The 16,081-nt window shown below is 32.3% G+C and carries 15 protein-coding genes; 9 read left to right on the top strand and 6 right to left on the bottom strand.

Annotated elements, in window-relative coordinates; genetic code table 11:
* Positions 1-8 precede the first annotated feature (8 nt).
* Positions 9-470 (bottom strand): ribosome assembly cofactor RimP, encoded by a 462-nt coding sequence (gene rimP / locus HNQ90_RS02675; RefSeq protein WP_144115098.1) that lies wholly within the window; start codon positions 468-470, stop codon positions 9-11.
* A 134-nt stretch (positions 471-604) separates the two neighbouring features.
* Between rimP and HNQ90_RS02670 the strand changes: the two genes are divergently transcribed.
* From HNQ90_RS02670 to HNQ90_RS02660, 3 genes are all read left to right on the top strand, one after another.
* A complete protein-coding gene (locus HNQ90_RS02670; RefSeq protein WP_144115097.1) occupies positions 605-1,429 on the top strand; it encodes a universal stress protein in 825 nt (274 codons plus the stop codon).
* A 125-nt stretch (positions 1,430-1,554) separates the two neighbouring features.
* Positions 1,555-3,507, top strand: a complete 1,953-nt coding sequence (locus HNQ90_RS02665) for a YgiQ family radical SAM protein (protein WP_144115096.1) — start codon at positions 1,555-1,557, stop codon at positions 3,505-3,507.
* Positions 3,508-3,581: 74 nt separating this feature from the next.
* Positions 3,582-4,388: a tryptophan-rich sensory protein gene (locus HNQ90_RS02660; protein ID WP_144115095.1), complete on the top strand. Its 807-nt coding sequence runs from the start codon at positions 3,582-3,584 to the stop codon at positions 4,386-4,388.
* Between the two features lie 11 nt (positions 4,389-4,399).
* Here HNQ90_RS02660 and HNQ90_RS02655 read toward each other — a convergent pair whose 3' ends face one another.
* Entirely contained in the window at positions 4,400-4,546 is a 147-nt protein-coding gene (locus HNQ90_RS02655) for a hypothetical protein (RefSeq protein WP_159018502.1), read from the bottom strand.
* Between the two features lie 230 nt (positions 4,547-4,776).
* Between HNQ90_RS02655 and HNQ90_RS02650 the strand changes: the two genes are divergently transcribed.
* Genes HNQ90_RS02650 through HNQ90_RS02635 form a run of 4 tightly spaced genes read left to right on the top strand, consistent with a single transcriptional unit; the run spans position 4,777 to position 8,456 of the window.
* Positions 4,777-5,001 carry a hypothetical protein gene (locus tag HNQ90_RS02650; RefSeq protein WP_144115094.1) on the top strand — a complete coding sequence of 75 codons (225 nt, stop codon included), beginning with the start codon at positions 4,777-4,779 and terminating at the stop codon, positions 4,999-5,001.
* A gap of 2 nt (positions 5,002-5,003) precedes the next feature.
* Complete coding sequence (locus HNQ90_RS02645) at positions 5,004-6,869, top strand: hypothetical protein (protein WP_144115093.1); 1,866 nt, start codon at positions 5,004-5,006, stop codon at positions 6,867-6,869.
* Between the two features lie 2 nt (positions 6,870-6,871).
* The gene (locus HNQ90_RS02640; RefSeq protein WP_144115092.1) at positions 6,872-7,708 is read left to right on the top strand and encodes a hypothetical protein; all 837 of its coding nucleotides are present in this window, start codon (positions 6,872-6,874) and stop codon (positions 7,706-7,708) included.
* Positions 7,698-8,456 carry a DUF6339 family protein gene (locus HNQ90_RS02635; protein WP_144115091.1) on the top strand — a complete coding sequence of 253 codons (759 nt, stop codon included), beginning with the start codon at positions 7,698-7,700 and terminating at the stop codon, positions 8,454-8,456. Before HNQ90_RS02640 ends, HNQ90_RS02635 begins: the two co-directional genes overlap by 11 nt.
* Positions 8,457-8,559: 103 nt before the next feature.
* Here the strand turns inward: HNQ90_RS02635 and HNQ90_RS02630 are convergent, their stop codons facing one another.
* The 4 genes from HNQ90_RS02630 to HNQ90_RS02615 form a co-directional block, all read right to left on the bottom strand.
* Positions 8,560-9,297: a DUF2971 domain-containing protein gene (locus HNQ90_RS02630; RefSeq protein ID WP_172625807.1), complete on the bottom strand. Its 738-nt coding sequence runs from the start codon at positions 9,295-9,297 to the stop codon at positions 8,560-8,562.
* A 219-nt stretch (positions 9,298-9,516) separates the two neighbouring features.
* Positions 9,517-10,947, bottom strand: a complete 1,431-nt coding sequence (locus HNQ90_RS02625; protein ID WP_144115089.1) for an McrC family protein — start codon at positions 10,945-10,947, stop codon at positions 9,517-9,519.
* The gene (locus tag HNQ90_RS02620; RefSeq protein WP_144115088.1) at positions 10,947-12,953 is read right to left on the bottom strand and encodes an McrB family protein; all 2,007 of its coding nucleotides are present in this window, start codon (positions 12,951-12,953) and stop codon (positions 10,947-10,949) included. Before HNQ90_RS02620 ends, HNQ90_RS02625 begins: the two co-directional genes overlap by 1 nt.
* 33 nt (positions 12,954-12,986) lie before the next feature.
* Complete coding sequence (locus tag HNQ90_RS02615) at positions 12,987-13,199, bottom strand: helix-turn-helix domain-containing protein (protein ID WP_144115087.1); 213 nt, start codon at positions 13,197-13,199, stop codon at positions 12,987-12,989.
* Between the two features lie 165 nt (positions 13,200-13,364).
* Between HNQ90_RS02615 and HNQ90_RS02610 the strand changes: the two genes are divergently transcribed.
* Both HNQ90_RS02610 and HNQ90_RS02605 read left to right on the top strand, forming a co-directional pair.
* Positions 13,365-14,795 (top strand): DNA cytosine methyltransferase, encoded by a 1,431-nt coding sequence (locus HNQ90_RS02610; RefSeq protein WP_144115086.1) that lies wholly within the window; start codon positions 13,365-13,367, stop codon positions 14,793-14,795.
* The gene (locus HNQ90_RS02605) at positions 14,785-16,050 is read left to right on the top strand and encodes a DNA cytosine methyltransferase (RefSeq protein WP_144115085.1); all 1,266 of its coding nucleotides are present in this window, start codon (positions 14,785-14,787) and stop codon (positions 16,048-16,050) included. Before HNQ90_RS02610 ends, HNQ90_RS02605 begins: the two co-directional genes overlap by 11 nt.
* Positions 16,051-16,081 lie beyond the last annotated feature (31 nt).

Raw genomic sequence — 16,081 nt, 5'->3', positions numbered from 1 at the left:
TCTTTAAATTAAAATTTAATCATAACTTTTGCTTCTACAATATTTTCATAAGGAATATTAATTTCCTTTTTAACAGTTACTTTACCCTTACCTACTGGTTTAGGCTCTCTAACTTTCCACTCTAATTTGATATTATCTTCGGTTGCCTCGGTAAGTGTTCCTTCAATTTCTTCAGAACTAGTTCTTACACTAAGCGTTCTTTTAAGATTTTTTTTATACTGGCGTTTGTGTGTTAATGGTGATGCTGCACCGGCCGACATAACCTCTAAAGAAAAATCATTTTCTTCTCTATCAATATTATTTTCTATGGCTCTGCTAATAAACATACAGTCTTCAACTAAAAGCCCATTATCGCCGTCTACTATTATCTTAATATGATTTTCTGAGTTTATAGAAAAATCTATTAAAAACAAATCTGGACGTTCTAATAACGCCGCCTCAAGTAATTCTGTAACTGTATTTTTAAACATTTTAAGTATAAAAAGAGGGGACTTTCCGTCCCCTCATATCTTTAATTCCGCCTTTCAACGATGCAAATATATAATATTTTATTGATTTTTAAAGGAATATTTCATAAATTTAGATACACCACAACTTCTTAAATATGAAAAAAATACTTGTTCCTACCGATTTTTCTGATCAAGCTGAAAACGCTTTAAAAGTAGCTGCTCAATTAGCAAAAACTCATAATGCCGAAATTTATTTACTTCATCTTATTGAAATGCCTATGCATGATGTTGATACCACGAGCTTGCAAAGCGAACTACCTGAGGCTATGTTTTTTATGAAATTGGCACACAAAAGGTTTGAATCTATTTTAAGAAAAAGATACCTAAACGATGTAATAGTGCACGAAACGGTAGATTTTAATGAGATTTTTAAGGGTGTTTTTCATAATTGCAAAAAGTACGACATCGATTTAATTGTTATGGGCTCTAATGGTGTAAGCGGATTAAGAGAAATGCTCATTGGAAGTAATACCGAAAAGGTGGTAAGAACCTCTGAAATACCCGTGCTTGTGGTTAAAAAAGAACACGAAACGTTTAACGTCTCTAACTTTGTTTTTGCTTCCGATTTTAAAGACGAAAGCAAAGAAACTTATAAAAAAGCGATAACATTTGCCAAAAAATTTGATGCTAAACTACATTTGCTAACCGTAAATACGCCGAATAAATTTATGCCTACGGAAACTACTAATGAGCGCATGAAGTCCTTTGTTGCGTCTTCCGATTTCGAAAATTATACCCTTAACACGTACAACGATGTTACTATTGAAAAGGGTATTATGAATTTTTCTGAATCTATTGGTGCCGATTTAATTGGTATGAGCACCCATGGCAGACAAGGTATTTCGCATTTTTTTAATGGTAGTATTAGTGAAGATTTGGTAAATCATGCCAAACGCCCTGTGGTTACTTTTAAAATTTAATTGCTATAAATAGTTACCTAAGCACACTGCCAAATATTGTTATTTAAGGTTATACTGTAAGCGCAGCCCCCAAAATAATTGAGTTATCATGTTTAAGCGGCGATTTTTGTTTATTTTTGCAGCCTATGCAAGAGTTACAACTTTCTGATTGGTTACCTACCACAAATAAAGAGGTGAAAATACGCGGATGGGAAGCACTAGATGTTATCCTATTTAGCGGCGATGCCTATGTGGATCATCCAACCTTTGGACCCGCAGTTATTGGGCGTATGCTAGAAAGTTTTGGTTTACGTGTGGCTATTGTACCTCAGCCCAATGTAAACGATAATCTACAGGATTTTGTTAAACTTGGTGCTCCAAAATTATTTTTTGGTGTTACTGGTGGTTGCATGGACCCCATGATTAGTAATTACAACGCAAACAAAAAACGTCGCGATAAAGATGCCTATACACCAAATGGCGATATTGGCTTCCGTCCGGATTACGCAACAACAGTTTATTCTAAAATTTTAAAAGAAAAATGGCCAGATACACCAGTTTTAATTGGTGGTATTGAGGCTTCATTGCGTCGTGTTACGCATTACGATTATTGGAGCGATAAGTTATTACCTTCTATTCTAGAAACCTCGAAAGCCGATATGTTGGTTTACGGTATGGGCGAGCAACCTTTGCGTGAAGTTGTACGTTTGTTAGAGCGAGGTGTGCCTTTTAGCAGTATAAATACGGTTTTACAAACGGCAGTACTTTTAAAAGAAGGAGAAAAAATACCAAAAAACAGTAATTGGGAAGATGTTGAAATAGCGTCGCATGAAGTGTGCTTAAAGGATAAGAAAAAATACGCCTCTAACTTTAAAGTGATAGAGCAAGAGTCGAACAAATTGGCTGCAAGACGTATTTTTCAGAAAATTGGAGATAAAACATTGATGATTAATCCGCCATATCCAACCATGACGGAAAGCGAGATTGATGCCTCTTTCGATTATCCTTATACGCGATTACCTCATCCAAAATATAATAAACGCGGGCCTATTCCGGCCTTCGAAATGATAAAGTTTTCCATTAACATTCACCGTGGGTGTTTTGGAGGCTGTAGTTTCTGTACTATATCGGCACACCAAGGGAAATTTATTGCATCGCGTAGTAAAGAGTCTATTTTAAAAGAAGTGGATACAGTGGCTAATATGCCAGATTTTAAAGGTTATTTATCTGATATTGGTGGGCCAAGTGCCAACATGTACCAAATGAAAGGGAAAGTGCAATCTATTTGCGACAAGTGTGTGGCACCTAGTTGTATCTCGCCAGTTATATGTAGCAATTTAGATACGTCGCATAAGCCTTTAACCGAATTATATCAGGCTGTTGATAGTCATCCAAAAGTAAAGAAATCGTTTATTGGTTCGGGTATTCGCCACGATATGTTGGTACCAGAGTTTAATAAAAATGCCGACCCTAAAGAGTTAGATGATTATACCGAGGAGGTGATGACCAAGCACGTTTCTGGCCGACTTAAAGTAGCACCAGAACATACCAGCGATCCGGTTTTAAAACTGATGCGTAAACCATCGTTTAGTTACTTCCATAAGTTTAAAGAGCGTTTCGATAAAATTAATATTGCTAAAGGTTTAAAACTACAGTTAATCCCTTATTTTATATCGAATCATCCGGCTTGCGAAGTAGAAGATATGGCAAACCTAGCTGCCGAAACTAAAGATATGGGTTTCCAGTTAGAGCAAGTACAAGGCTTTACACCCACACCTATGACGGTGGCTACTGTTATTTACTATAGTGGTTACCATCCATACACGCTTAAAAAAGTAAACACGCCTATTACTAGAAAAGAGAAAGACGAACAACACCGTTTTTTCTTTTGGTATAAAGATGAAAATAAAGACTGGATTAAAAAGACTTTAAACAAATTAGGGCGTCAAGATTTACTAAAAGTGTTACTACCCGAAAAAACAGAGAAGTGGCGTAAAAACACACCAACTGGTGATGCTAAACATACCTTTGATGATGCTGTGCCGTTTAATAAGCGTAAAAACAAAGCGAAGTTTAAAAGTAAGAAGAAGCGTCGTTAATTTATTGGTTTAGAAACCGTAGAATTTATGCACACAGTATTTTCTAATCGTTTTATTTTTGTTATATTATTACAATGAAAAAACAATTACAAATAATTAATGGTGTCGCTTTTGTGTGTGTTATTGTAATGAACTATTTGTCTAACACAGGTTTATTAAATAACACCACCATAGGGGAAGTTTCTAAAGATTATAACACCTTATTTACTCCCGCAGGTTATGCGTTTTCCATTTGGGGAATAATCTATTTACTCTTGTTAGGGTTTATTGTTTACCAAGGTCGCAGTCTATTTGTAAAAGTTAGAAACGACGATTTTATTTTAAAAACAGGTTGGTGGTTTCTAATCTCTTGCATTGCAAATTGTGCTTGGATTGTAACCTGGATTTACGGTTACACCTTAATATCTTCCATATTTATCTTTATCATTCTATTTTCGCTACTACAAATTGTGCTTAAAAACAGCATGGAATTGGTAGACGAGCCAATTTCTGTTATTCTGTTTTTATGGTGGCCCTTTGTAATTTATAGCGGCTGGATTACCGTGGCTAGTATTGCAAACGTATCGGCCGTTTTAGTAAAATACAATTGGGATGGTTTCGGTTTATCGCCAACATTTTGGACTATCGCATTAATAGGTATTGCGACCATAATAAACTTAATGGTAACCTGGAAACGAAACATGCGCGAGTTTGCACTTGTTGGTGCTTGGGCTCTAATTGCTATTTATGTAGCTAATAGCGAGGCCAATACCATTGTAGCTTATACTGCAGGAGTTGCTGCTGCAATTTTAATTATAAGCAGTTCTACGCATGCCTTTATTAACCGAGAAACAAACCCTGCGATTAAGTGTAAGGAGTATTTAGATGCTAGGAAAAACTAAAGCCTAACGTTCTACTTTTTTAATTTTTTCTGAGTTTTCCCTTTTCTTGTGGCTACAGCATGTGCTAACACAGCCACTTCTATAAGTAGAATTGCAATTTTAGCTTTTTTACTCTTTGTTAATGTACTTGTAAGTCCTAATACTTTTGTAATTATCATAATTTATATTTTTAAGAACAAATTATGGATAAACCTTATGCATGGTTGACTTGATAGCTATTTATTTTGACTGGATTGGGAGTTTAATCTTATTCTTATTGAAATGATTTACTTTATTATATAGTATTTCTTGATTTAAAGCTTGTTTTAATTACGTGTGTGTTGATATATGTAATTATATGTAGTTTTAAAATAAAATATATTACATTTAAGCTTATAAATACAATTCTATGCCTAAAACAAAACGTGAAAGATTTGAACAGATCGCATCAGGTCGAGTAAATAAGGTATTGAGTTCGCTATCTAGTCTTGAGAAATGCTCAAATCCTTATAATTATGAATATAATGATGAAGATGTAAAGAAAATGATATCTGTAATAAAAAAACAGGTTGAGAGTCTCAAGATTGCTTTTGAAAAAGGAGTGTCCAAAAATCAAGATAAATTTAAATTTTAAAAATGAGTATAGGATTAAAAAGAGTTCCATATTCCGGGGGGCGTAAACAGGGACCAAACAAGTGGGGAGAGGAAGTCTTTGGAGAAGGAGACTACAATAAAACAGTTAGAGAAATAACACAAAATTCAAGTGACAACCCGAAAGATATTAATCAATTAGATCCAGTTAAAATAAAAATCGAATCCTTTGAAGTTGATGTAAATCAAATACCTGGTTCACAGGAATTAAAAGACTCCTTTAAATGTGGTTTAAACTATCTTAAAGCAGGGTATGATGAGAGCGGTGTAACATGTTCTAAATTTCAAAAAGGAATAGATTTGTTAAGTGGAGATAAAATAACAATTTTAAAATTTTCTGATTATAATACAACAGGTCTTTATGGTGATTGGGATGATACGTCATCACCAATTTATAGATTTTTTGCTTCTGTTGGTTATTCTATAGAAGGTGGTGAAGGAGGAGGAAGTAGGGGGCACGGTAAAACAGCGCCATTTAATTTATCTAGAATAAATACAGTATTTTATTCCTCCTATAGTAAGCACGAAGGAAAAGAACAGCACACATTTTTTGGCAGTACTGATTTAATTTATTTTGAACAAGAAGGCCAGAAGTATAAAGGTGAGATTTTCTTTTGTGATCATGATGATGGTACAGAATATAGAACTATAACTTACGATTCATTTGAGGAGGCAAAAAGAACTATCCCTTCATGGATGGCGCAAAGAACAGAAGAAGGAACTGATGTTTATGTTGTAGGTTTTGAGCCAAAATCAGATGATTGGGAGGATTTGATTATTAAAAGTTATATGCGTAATTTTTATGCTGCAATAATAGATAATAAGATTACAGTTGAAATAAACGGAAAGCTTCTCGATAGTAACACTATAAACACAATACAATTTATAAGTTTATTCGATAAGAACGACAAACAAGATAGAACCTTGCAATATATAGACGCCTATATGAATGGGCATTCTGAAACAAGAGAATTACCTTTATTAGGTAAGTGTTGCGTTAAAGTCATCCAAAAAGATGGTTATGCACGCTCTTATGATATGATGAGAAGTAGAAAGATGATGATTCAGGATCAAAGAAAAAGAACATGGTCTAGTTATGACTATTCAGCTGTTTTTTGTTGTGAAAGTACTCATGGTTCAGAAATCCTTCGAAAGACAGAAGGTTCTACACATCGCGCGTGGGATTTTAAAAGTTTGGTAGGGGGAGAGAAATATCGCGTTGAAATTAGAGATTTCATAAGAGAGGTTGTTACAGCGGTAGCCGGCAGTGGGGCTAGTGATGAGGAGGATGTTCAGGTTGCAGAATTATTTGCTGCAGGAATAGGACTTAGTGGAGGAGGTCAAAATACTGCATCGGCCGAAATCACCGATAATGAAACAGGAAGAAAATTACCTCAAATAAAAAAAGATAATATAATACCTGTAAATGTTAAAAGTGGCACAGTGCGAATAGATCCAAATGGGAACATAAAAAAAGCGCGACCTATTAAAGAGAAAAGAAAAAAGAAAACCCAAGAGAAGACAAATCCCAATACAAGTAATAAGAGAAAAAAATATTCAGTTTCTGAGTTTCCTCATGTTGTAGTTAGAAATGAAAAAGATTTATGTTTTGATGTTCATATTGAAAATATTAAAAGTGTTGATATAGAGTTACAAACACTTTCCTTTAATATACCCGATGAAAATGGTAATTCTTTAGATATTAAATTAATGAATACCGTTAAAGATAATCGTGGTGATAGTCTACTTACCAAAAGCACCAATACTTTTGGTCCACTTAGATTGACACCTGGTTCAAATATCATTAAAGCGTATCCGGATGAGTTAAATGTATTAATATTAATAAGTTAATCATGAAGTACGATGTTTATACTTATCCTGTTTTAGGGATTGAAAACCATTTTGTAAATGGTAGTTTTGCAGTAGTTTTAAAAAACACTAAAATTGAAAATGATAATTATGTTTTTGAGTTTGAGAGTGAGCTAGACGAGCCAACTATACAAGCACATGTAAATGCAGGAAATGCTAGTATTGCTATTCGGGTTAGAAATAGGGCTTTCTATTCTGAGCTATTTGAATTTGAGTCAAAAAATTTAATCATTACTATACCATTTAGTGATATTGGTGAATATTTTTCTTTTGATTTTAAGCCTTTTGTGCTTTTAAAAAAAGCTATTAATGCCTATGTAAATACCAATGCCGATAAAATACGATCTGGTTATGCGTTTAATCTAATTAAAGGTAATTTGTTAGCGGTTGGGGCGGCTATTAAAGTTGAATTTAATGAGAAGTATGAGTTGTTTGGAGGTGCGGGTTCGTTTTTGAAATTAAAGATTGATAGTGAGGATGATAATAATTTGCCTTATTTGAATATTGATAACCATGTTATTTACATTATGTTAAATCGTACAGATTTTAATTTAATAACTAGTGTTAATAATTCACCATACAAAGAGATTCTGTTAGGTAACCTCGTCTTTCCTATTGTTGTTGATTTGTTATGGCAAATTAAAAGTAAAGAAGTTGAAGTTAGTGAAAACGATTGGGGTCAGCCTTTAATGGAATTAATTGGTGTTGCAGAAGTAGATGATCTAGACCCTTTTCAAGCAGCACAAGATCTTTTGTCAAATCCAATAAGTTTGTCTAGTAAAAAATTAAATGAATTAATAAGCGAAGAAGATGAAAGCTAATATAAAAGCAGTTAAGGGCAGTTATTGCGTAACTTTATATGATACTGTTCTGAAAGAAAATAGAGTGTCTGATGCGCTTTTAAAAATCGACCAATTTACAGAAAGTGACCAATTTGCCGAAGGAAATACGGGAGTTTATTTAGATTTAGATTTAGTTGATCAAATTAATAGTTTAAAGGCAGAAAACTATAGTACAGCTGCCTTGTTTGATGCTGCTGCTGCAAAATTATTATGGGATGCCATTTCTTTTGATGATGATGTTAATGTTAAAATCCAAATGAGCGATAAGAGAGTTTGGTATGATGTAACCTTTAATTATTTAAGGGATTATACAGTTAACAGATGGGGCTCTAATAAAGGAGGGAAAACTGTTAGTGATCGTTTGTTTATAAATGGTGATATGACAGCAGGTAAATTAATTAGGCATGCTGTTTCAAGGTTATGGTGGTACGCATTTTTAACTGTTGATAGTGCAGATGAAAATAAATGGCATTTGCTTGATGTGCTTTGTACTAATACAGAAGTGCAACAAGCTATAACAGACAGGAATTTAGCTCACAATGAATTTGTAATTAAAAACATACTTCGCTTTTTAGAGAAAGAGGAGAACAAGGAGCTTCTGAAATCTAAAAACATAAAAATAGTAGCTAAGTGGATTACTGGTTATGCCGCAATTATGGAGTTGCCAATGTTAGATGAGGTTGATTTTGAGTCTTTAATGACAAAGGTTAAAGCAAGAATTTTATAAAAGCGTAATTTAAATTGTTAAATTATATATTTTAAGTACTGCAAAAATATTGTTTAATTGAATCAAATAATTTGTTGCATTATTATAGGCGGTCGTTATTTTACTACATATCTGTAATTTTAATATGAAATCGCCCATCAATCACAGAAGCTTTTTTTATCAGTATTTTGTTTCTTTTAGCTTTAATTATTTTCATTATTGTTTGTTGTTGCTTTACAGGCATTTTTTGTCCAATTATGATGCTCTTAAGTGATTTTTTAGGGTATTTCATGAATACACCAAGATTGTTATTGTTTTTTGAATGTAAGATTATTCTTAATTCTTCCTCGTAACTCCATTCTATAGATTTTGTTGCTAGCATTTTTTGATGTATAACATTACTTCTCTTATAAACGGTATCTAAGCTATCGTTGTAAATTTTTAAATCTTCTTTTAACGAATTATTTTCTAATTTTTTAAGAAGTATATTTTTTTGTTTTATTTCTGCTTCATAAATTGCGTTTTCATGATAATGAACTTGATCATGTAAAACGGCTATTTCAGCTGTATCTATTTCAGAAGGGTTATTTTGGTATAAAACCTCAAGTAATTCTACGTCATTATTATCTAAAATGAATTTGGTATCAAATTCTAAGCAAAATCCACGCAATCCATCGGCGTAATGTGACCACATCATGAGGTTGTCTTCACGTTTACTGAAACAACTAATTCGTGCACTTTCAATTATTTTTATAATATTAGGTTCAAAACCTTCAAGCGACAAAACCAAATTATCATAATTATCTAATACGACTGGGTCCATATGGTTTTCAAACCCCCAAGCATTGATTATTTTTTTCAATCGAGGGGAGTTTGAATTAATCTCAGGGAATCCGGCGGTGATTTTACAATTACATTCGAATGGATCATTAAAATAAGAATAATGATTCATGAATAACTCATCATTTAGGATATTGATAATTGAATACTCTGAGAAGGAACTGTATTTATAAATTTTTGATTTCAAATGTTTTTTTTTTTGACTAAAAGCTTAAGTAGTGTATTTATGTTTTTTTAATAGTCATAATGTAAATGAGGTATAAATAATTTTATTTAAATGGCTTAAAAGTTCATTTTCTTTTGTTTCAATAATGTTATTTAATTTACCTGTCTCGTTAAAAATTAGTGTTGGTAAACGATGATAAAACACTCTTGAAACATCGTTTCCATTGTCGTGTTTAATTTCATAATGTGTTCCTAGTTTGTCTTGATTAATTAAAGTAGCAGGATATAATAAATGGCAGGTCTGAACATTAAGTTTGACGGTGTAAGCTAACATTTGATATATATCAGAGATGGATACTCCATTCTTTTTCCTGTCTTCTTCTAGTGCTTCTTGTTTTGTGTAGATTACCTTGTATTTGGAATCTAAAATAATATCACCTGAATGCTTGCTTATGTATATGTCAGGTTTTAGATTAAATGAACTACTGATTTTTTCTCCTTGATTGTTTTTTTCAATAGCCAAAGGTTTTTGCTGACCATTTTGATCGCCTTGACTTTGAATTGCTTTAATATCAGAATCGTATTCGAATTCATCTTTAATAAAGCCAAAGATAAAATCTTCAAATAATTTTTCAGCAGGGATTAAGAATGTGAAAATTTCTAGTTCATCTTCATTTATTTTAATAGACATTCCTCCTATAAACATTTTGCAGTAGTCTAGAATTATTTTCATGTTTTCATTTAACGGTGAAACGACTACCCTTTCACAATCCATTACAGTTAAAAAAGTATCTTCTACATCATCTAAAATCCAAATGATTTCCTGTAGGATCTTTTTTATTTCATCATTTTCGGTATGTTGTAATAGTAGTTTAGATGTGAATTTAATTATCTGATTGTATAGATTATCTATTTCTAAGCTATCATAAATGCATGGTAAAATATGTGCATTACCTGTGTAGTAGTTTGTGGCGTAGCTTGAGAAATCTATACGTCCGCGCAGAGTGCCGATGGATTCCTCTTTCTCCACATATGATTGATGTTTATTGAAAATTAAGTCATCTCTAGTAAGAGAAGCAAACAGGTGTGTCAGTATATCTAAAAAATCAAAAATCTGTGTGTCCCACGTAGAAAATGATTTAGGAAAATTTATTTTAGAACAACGAGAAAGCCACCAAAGTAAGTTTTTATTTGATATTTCAAGTAACTCTGTTTCTGTATGATTTTTTTTTCCTGACTCTAGTGTTTTTGGAAGAATCTGAACAGTGTGATTTCCGTATTTAATAGCTCCGATGTACTTTCCTGCTTTAATATGATCGTCATAGAATGTGAAAAATTGTTGCTCAGATTGTTTGTTGTTTTTATCAAAATAAACTGAAGATAATCCGAACTGATTTCGTTCTAACCATAATTTATTAAGTACAGATTTAAACAGTTCTCTTTCTTTTTTTGATTTTAAGAAGCAGTCAGCGTATTTTTTTTTTTGATATTCAAAAAACACCTCCATTATTTAGTAGTGTATTTCTCAGCTGGTTCAGCAGCCATTTGTGAATTTTTAACAGCTTCAACAGCTTCAACAGTTTCTAAAGCTTCAATTTCTAATAATCCTCTTTCTCTCCAAACTTCCTTGTTCAATGCGATATTTAAATTAGGAATTAGATTACCCTCTCTATCTTTTTGTTGCTTACACAAAATATCTTTTACCTTTTTAAGGTCGTACATGAAATATTCATTTAGTAGTGGTAAGACTTGTTTGTTTAAAATGTCTATTAGATTGCTATCTTCCATAAAGTAGGAGTGTCCAATTTCAAAATCTACTGATTTTTTAGCTCTAATAATTCTGTTGAGGTTTGCGAATAATTCTACCCTTTGATTTATATTTTTAATGCCTTTTTCTTCAAGAACTTGTTTTAATATTTTTGGATTTGGGTATAAAGGAGTGAATTCGAACCTTCTCCTAAGTGCAATATCTACCAAAGCAATAGATTTGTCTGCGGTATTCATGGTGCCGATAATATAGAGGTTTGATGGTACAGTAAAAGGTTCTCCTGACGGTAGTGTAACTGTTAATTTTCCATCTCTCTTGTCTTTTTCAATCAATGCTATCAGTTCTCCAAATACTCTAGAGATATTGGCTCTATTGATTTCGTCAAGGATAATTACAAGATTTTTGTTGTCATCAAGTTTTAGGTTTTTTTGTAATTTTTCTTGTAATTCAGCAGCTTTTTTATTTAAAAAGCTAAGAACCGAATCAAAATAACCCTTATTGCCTGATGTAATAATTGTATTTTCACCTTGTTTATATATATCCTTTAAAGTTTTTTTTGCCAATGTGTATCGAGTATGTCTTGTTTCTTTGGATGTTTCAAACCACAACGTTTTATCGTTAAGCTCATAAATTTTAAAAGGAGCACTTCCGTTTTCTATAGTAACAGGTTCTTCATTTTCAATTAAATCTCTAAATGCAAATTCAAAAACTAAATCAAAATCAACTTTAGGATTATCAGTTTGGAAATTTTTGTATTCTTTGTTTTTTAAATTTGCTCTTTTGCAAATCTCTTTGAAGACTCCGTTTTTATAATCGAAAGTAATGTTCTCACCATCTTTTGATTTTAAAGGTTTTAAGCCCTGAACAAAATCTTCATAAGAAAAGCTTTGATGCATGGTCACGAACTCTATGCGTTTACCAAGTTCCTTTTGGAACAGTTTCTGTGCTTCTTCATAGTTGTTGTATTCTACTCCTATGATATCCAATGCTTTTGTAATTGTAGAGTAGGTTTTTCCTGTTCCAGGAGGGCCGAAAATTATTTGGTTTAATGGTTCATTTGTCTTTGATTCTTTATTATTATCTTCATCAAACAAGTCAACAAGGGATGGGTTTTTTATAGGTAGGTTATCAGATAGAAAATAATTATGAGTTAGTGATGATAAATAGCTTTGGTATCTGTCATCTTGATTAGTTATAACATCTAGATCAAAAACACTTTGACCTTTTGAAATATATAAAAGAATATCTCCTTCGGAAAAACGAGTTCGATCAATAAAAATTCTAGGATCCTGTTTTTTTAATAATTGAACACTTGTATCTGTAGTGTTATCAGAAAGATAATGAATTGTAACAGTGGCTGTGTCATCTTTATTAATTAACGAAACTCCAAAGAATTGAGTAACTGCTTCGATATTAATTACTGTAGTTTTTTCAACATCTTGTTTCGATGCTTTTTTTAAATAATATGTATACATTTTTAAAGAATCTAAAAAGTTTGTAAATCCAAGTTCTATTAATTTATTTTTTGCGACAACTGTTGTATATGAATCTGGGTTTTCTGAATCCTTTAATTCTCGATTGGTTGCTCGCATGATCAGTTCCCTTACAGGAAAAACATCTTGTTCGTAAACTAATTGATATTCACCTTTTATTCCTTTTCTTTGGTATGGTTCCGTTTTAAATGAAGTCATTGCATTGGCAATATCTTCAGGAGTTAATCTATTAAGGATTTCATTTACTGTCATAATTTGTTTCTTTTCCGTTTTTTAGATAAAATATCATAGGTTTTTTAATAAATCCGATAAATTAACTTCTAGAGCAATTGATAGTTTTTCCATAACAGTTATTGAGACATTTCTTTTTCCGCTTTCAATACCAGGTATATATGTTCTGTCAAGATCCGCTAACTCTGCTAGTTTCTCCTGTGAAATCTCTTTTAAAAGACGCAATTCACGCACTTTTTTTCCAAATCTGACTTTAATATCTTCCATAGATCAAATTTGGCGAATTGTAGACTATCGTACAACGGACGATAGTCTACAATTCGCGGTTTTTATTAAATAAAATTAGCGCCTCTTATCAGTATTTAAATTGTTAGTAAATTTTTTATAAAACACTTTTTAACGAGTGAGAATCCATGTATTTTTGAACACTTTATGGAAAATAAAAAAAAATACACTTATATAGATTTATTTGCAGGAGCTGGAGGGCTAACCATTGGGTTTGGAAATAAGGGGTTTCACCTTGAAATGGCAAATGACATTGCTGAACCAGCTTTGAACACCTTAAAAAGGAATCTTATAAAAACACATCCTGATACTGATCAAGATCGAGTAATTCTTGGAGATATTAAAGAGCTCTATGAACACCTTGGTAATGGAGATGTAATTTATGATATGCAGGGGCATATGGTTGTAGAGACTAATAAAGAGGTTGAACTTCGAAAAAAGGCTCCATCCGTTAGAGGTAATGATACAATAAAAGATATCCTTTCCGGAATAAAACATGTAGATGTTCTTGCTGGAGGACCTCCTTGTCAAGGCTTTTCCATGATAGGTCGTTCTAAAAAAGCTAGTTTAGAGGAGCGTACAAAAGGATTTATTGACGACCCTAGGAATCAGCTTTTTAAGTATTACTTAAAATTTGCAGAAAAACTATCTCCGAAACTTGTGTTGATCGAAAATGTAAAAGGTTTAGCTTCTGCATCAGGTTATAGGGATTTGATTGAAAAATCATTAACAGATACAGGAGAGTATGGTTATGATACTTCTTCTCATATATTAAATGCGAAAGATTTTGGACTTGCTCAAAACAGAGAGCGTATTTTCTTTATTGGTGTTCGAAAAGACTTGTCAGAAAAATATGAGATCAACGCCTCAGAAATTTTTGATGAAATTATTAAAGGCAAAAAGGATCCTTTAAAATTAAAAGAGGTTATTTACGATCTACCGCAGATTAAAGCGAATCCTAAACCTAATAATTATAAAGAAGAGGCTGAAGTTTCGTTTGAAAATAGGGATAGTTGTTTTGGTAAGAATATTTCAGATGTTCCATACAAGAAATTAATCAATCAATCAGCAAATAAAAAGTATTTAAAGGCTATTAATACGTATAATGGTAAATTAAAAACCCCTAAGTTTTTATTTAACCATAAGGCAAGGTATCATAATGATAGAGATCTCTTTATTTATAAAAACCTTGTAGCAGGAAAATATTTAAATGATCCGGTTAATGAAAAAGCATTATCAAAAGTTACCTATGGAGTTGTTATTGATGAGGATGGGAATAAAAAAGTAAAAGGTTTTGGTGATAAATATTTTAAATTAGATTCAGAAAGTGTTTCTAAAACGATTATTGCTCATTTAGAAACGGATGGAAATTCATACGTACATCCAGGGGAATTTCCTAGAAGCATCACACCGAGAGAAGCTGCTAGAATTCAATCTTTTCCAGATTGGTATTTTTTTACAGGAAATACTAGAAATCAATTAAAGCAGATAGGTAACGCAGTGCCTCCCATGTTAGGTGGTGTGTTTGCAGAACAATTTAAAAATGTATTAGATCTTATAACTGAGAATGAAAAATAAAAAACTAACATTTATTGATTTATTTGCAGGTTGTGGAGGCTTGTCTGAAGGTTTTATAATGTCCGGGAAATATGATGCTCTTGCACATGTTGAATGGGAGATTCCGATGGTAAGAACTCTTAGGTCTAGACTTGAAAAAAAATGGAATCACTCTAATGATGATGCTTTTAAGAGAGTATTGCATTTTGATATTCAAAAAACTGATGAATTAATAAATGGAAACTGGGGAGAAGAGGCTATTAAAACATTTGGAGATACCAATCATGAATTTGTTATAAATAAAGGTTTAAGAGGGTTAGTTGGAAAGAGGAAAGTTGATCTTGTAATTGGAGGCCCTCCTTGTCAGGCGTATTCTGTAGCCGGTAGAGCACAAGATAAAAACTCTATGAAGGATGATTATAGAAATTATCTTTTTGAAAGTTTCACTAAAGTAGTGGAAGAGTTTCAACCAGATGTTTTTGTGTTTGAAAATGTTCCCGGGATTTTGAGTGCAAAACCAGGAGATATAAAAGTAACTGAAAGAATTTTTGAGTATTTTGATGAACACGGATATGATATAAAAAAGCCGGAAACTCTTAAAAACGTTGTGCTATCTGCTAGTGATTTTGGTGTTCCGCAAAAGCGAAATAGAGTTATTATTGTTGGAATACGTCGTGCTTCTAAAAGTAGTAATCTAAATTTAGAGAATATTTATTCTGCTATTAATAAGCAAAAAGTAAAAACACCTAAAACATTAAGAGAAGCTATAAGTCATTTACCAAAGTTTAAGCCAACCAATGACATAGTCAAGGTAAAAGGTAGGAAATATTCTCATATTCCGGTTGATTTAGATGAAGCTATAGAGGAGAACCATAAGCCTAGGTTTCATAATGAACGTGATGTTAAAGTGTTTGGAGAATGGGTTATAAGAGATATGAATAAGCGCCCAATGGAAGAGCGTATTCAATTTTATAATAATTTATTAGGTAAAAATTCTAAACATGCTAAATATAGAAATTTAGAATGGGATAGACCTTCACAGACTATAGTGGCTCATTTGTATAAAGATGGTTTAATGTTTATTCATCCTGATGCTAATCAAGCAAGAAGTATTACCGTTAAGGAAGCTGCTCTTATTCAGTCTTTTCCAGATGATTTTGAATTTACGGAAAGTATGGGGTATAATTATAAGATGATTGGCAACGCTGTACCTCCATTAATGGCTGAAAAGATTGCAATAGCTATTGCTGAGGTTATTCAAAATTGTTCGGTATAAGTTTTTAATTCATATTACTACTCACCCCAAA

Source organism: Algibacter amylolyticus (assembly GCF_014202225.1).
GTDB classification, from domain to species: domain Bacteria; phylum Bacteroidota; class Bacteroidia; order Flavobacteriales; family Flavobacteriaceae; genus Algibacter_B; species Algibacter_B amylolyticus.
Note: the sequence above shows the minus strand (reverse complement) of the source record. Positions and strands in the feature narration are given on the sequence as shown.

Excerpts from the sequence above, each read along its gene's own strand:
- rimP (WP_144115098.1), bottom strand. The coding sequence starts at position 470 with ATGTTTAAAAATACAGTTACAGAATTACTTGAGGCGGCGTTATTAGAA.
- HNQ90_RS02670 (WP_144115097.1), top strand. The coding sequence starts at position 605 with ATGAAAAAAATACTTGTTCCTACCGATTTTTCTGATCAAGCTGAAAAC.
- HNQ90_RS02665 (WP_144115096.1), top strand. The coding sequence starts at position 1,555 with ATGCAAGAGTTACAACTTTCTGATTGGTTACCTACCACAAATAAAGAG.
- HNQ90_RS02660 (WP_144115095.1), top strand. The coding sequence starts at position 3,582 with ATGAAAAAACAATTACAAATAATTAATGGTGTCGCTTTTGTGTGTGTT.
- HNQ90_RS02655 (WP_159018502.1), bottom strand. The coding sequence starts at position 4,546 with ATGATAATTACAAAAGTATTAGGACTTACAAGTACATTAACAAAGAGT.
- HNQ90_RS02650 (WP_144115094.1), top strand. The coding sequence starts at position 4,777 with ATGCCTAAAACAAAACGTGAAAGATTTGAACAGATCGCATCAGGTCGA.
- HNQ90_RS02645 (WP_144115093.1), top strand. The coding sequence starts at position 5,004 with ATGAGTATAGGATTAAAAAGAGTTCCATATTCCGGGGGGCGTAAACAG.
- HNQ90_RS02640 (WP_144115092.1), top strand. The coding sequence starts at position 6,872 with ATGAAGTACGATGTTTATACTTATCCTGTTTTAGGGATTGAAAACCAT.
- HNQ90_RS02635 (WP_144115091.1), top strand. The coding sequence starts at position 7,698 with ATGAAAGCTAATATAAAAGCAGTTAAGGGCAGTTATTGCGTAACTTTA.
- HNQ90_RS02625 (WP_144115089.1), bottom strand. The coding sequence starts at position 10,947 with ATGGAGGTGTTTTTTGAATATCAAAAAAAAAAATACGCTGACTGCTTC.
- HNQ90_RS02620 (WP_144115088.1), bottom strand. The coding sequence starts at position 12,953 with ATGACAGTAAATGAAATCCTTAATAGATTAACTCCTGAAGATATTGCC.
- HNQ90_RS02615 (WP_144115087.1), bottom strand. The coding sequence starts at position 13,199 with ATGGAAGATATTAAAGTCAGATTTGGAAAAAAAGTGCGTGAATTGCGT.
- HNQ90_RS02610 (WP_144115086.1), top strand. The coding sequence starts at position 13,365 with ATGGAAAATAAAAAAAAATACACTTATATAGATTTATTTGCAGGAGCT.
- HNQ90_RS02605 (WP_144115085.1), top strand. The coding sequence starts at position 14,785 with ATGAAAAATAAAAAACTAACATTTATTGATTTATTTGCAGGTTGTGGA.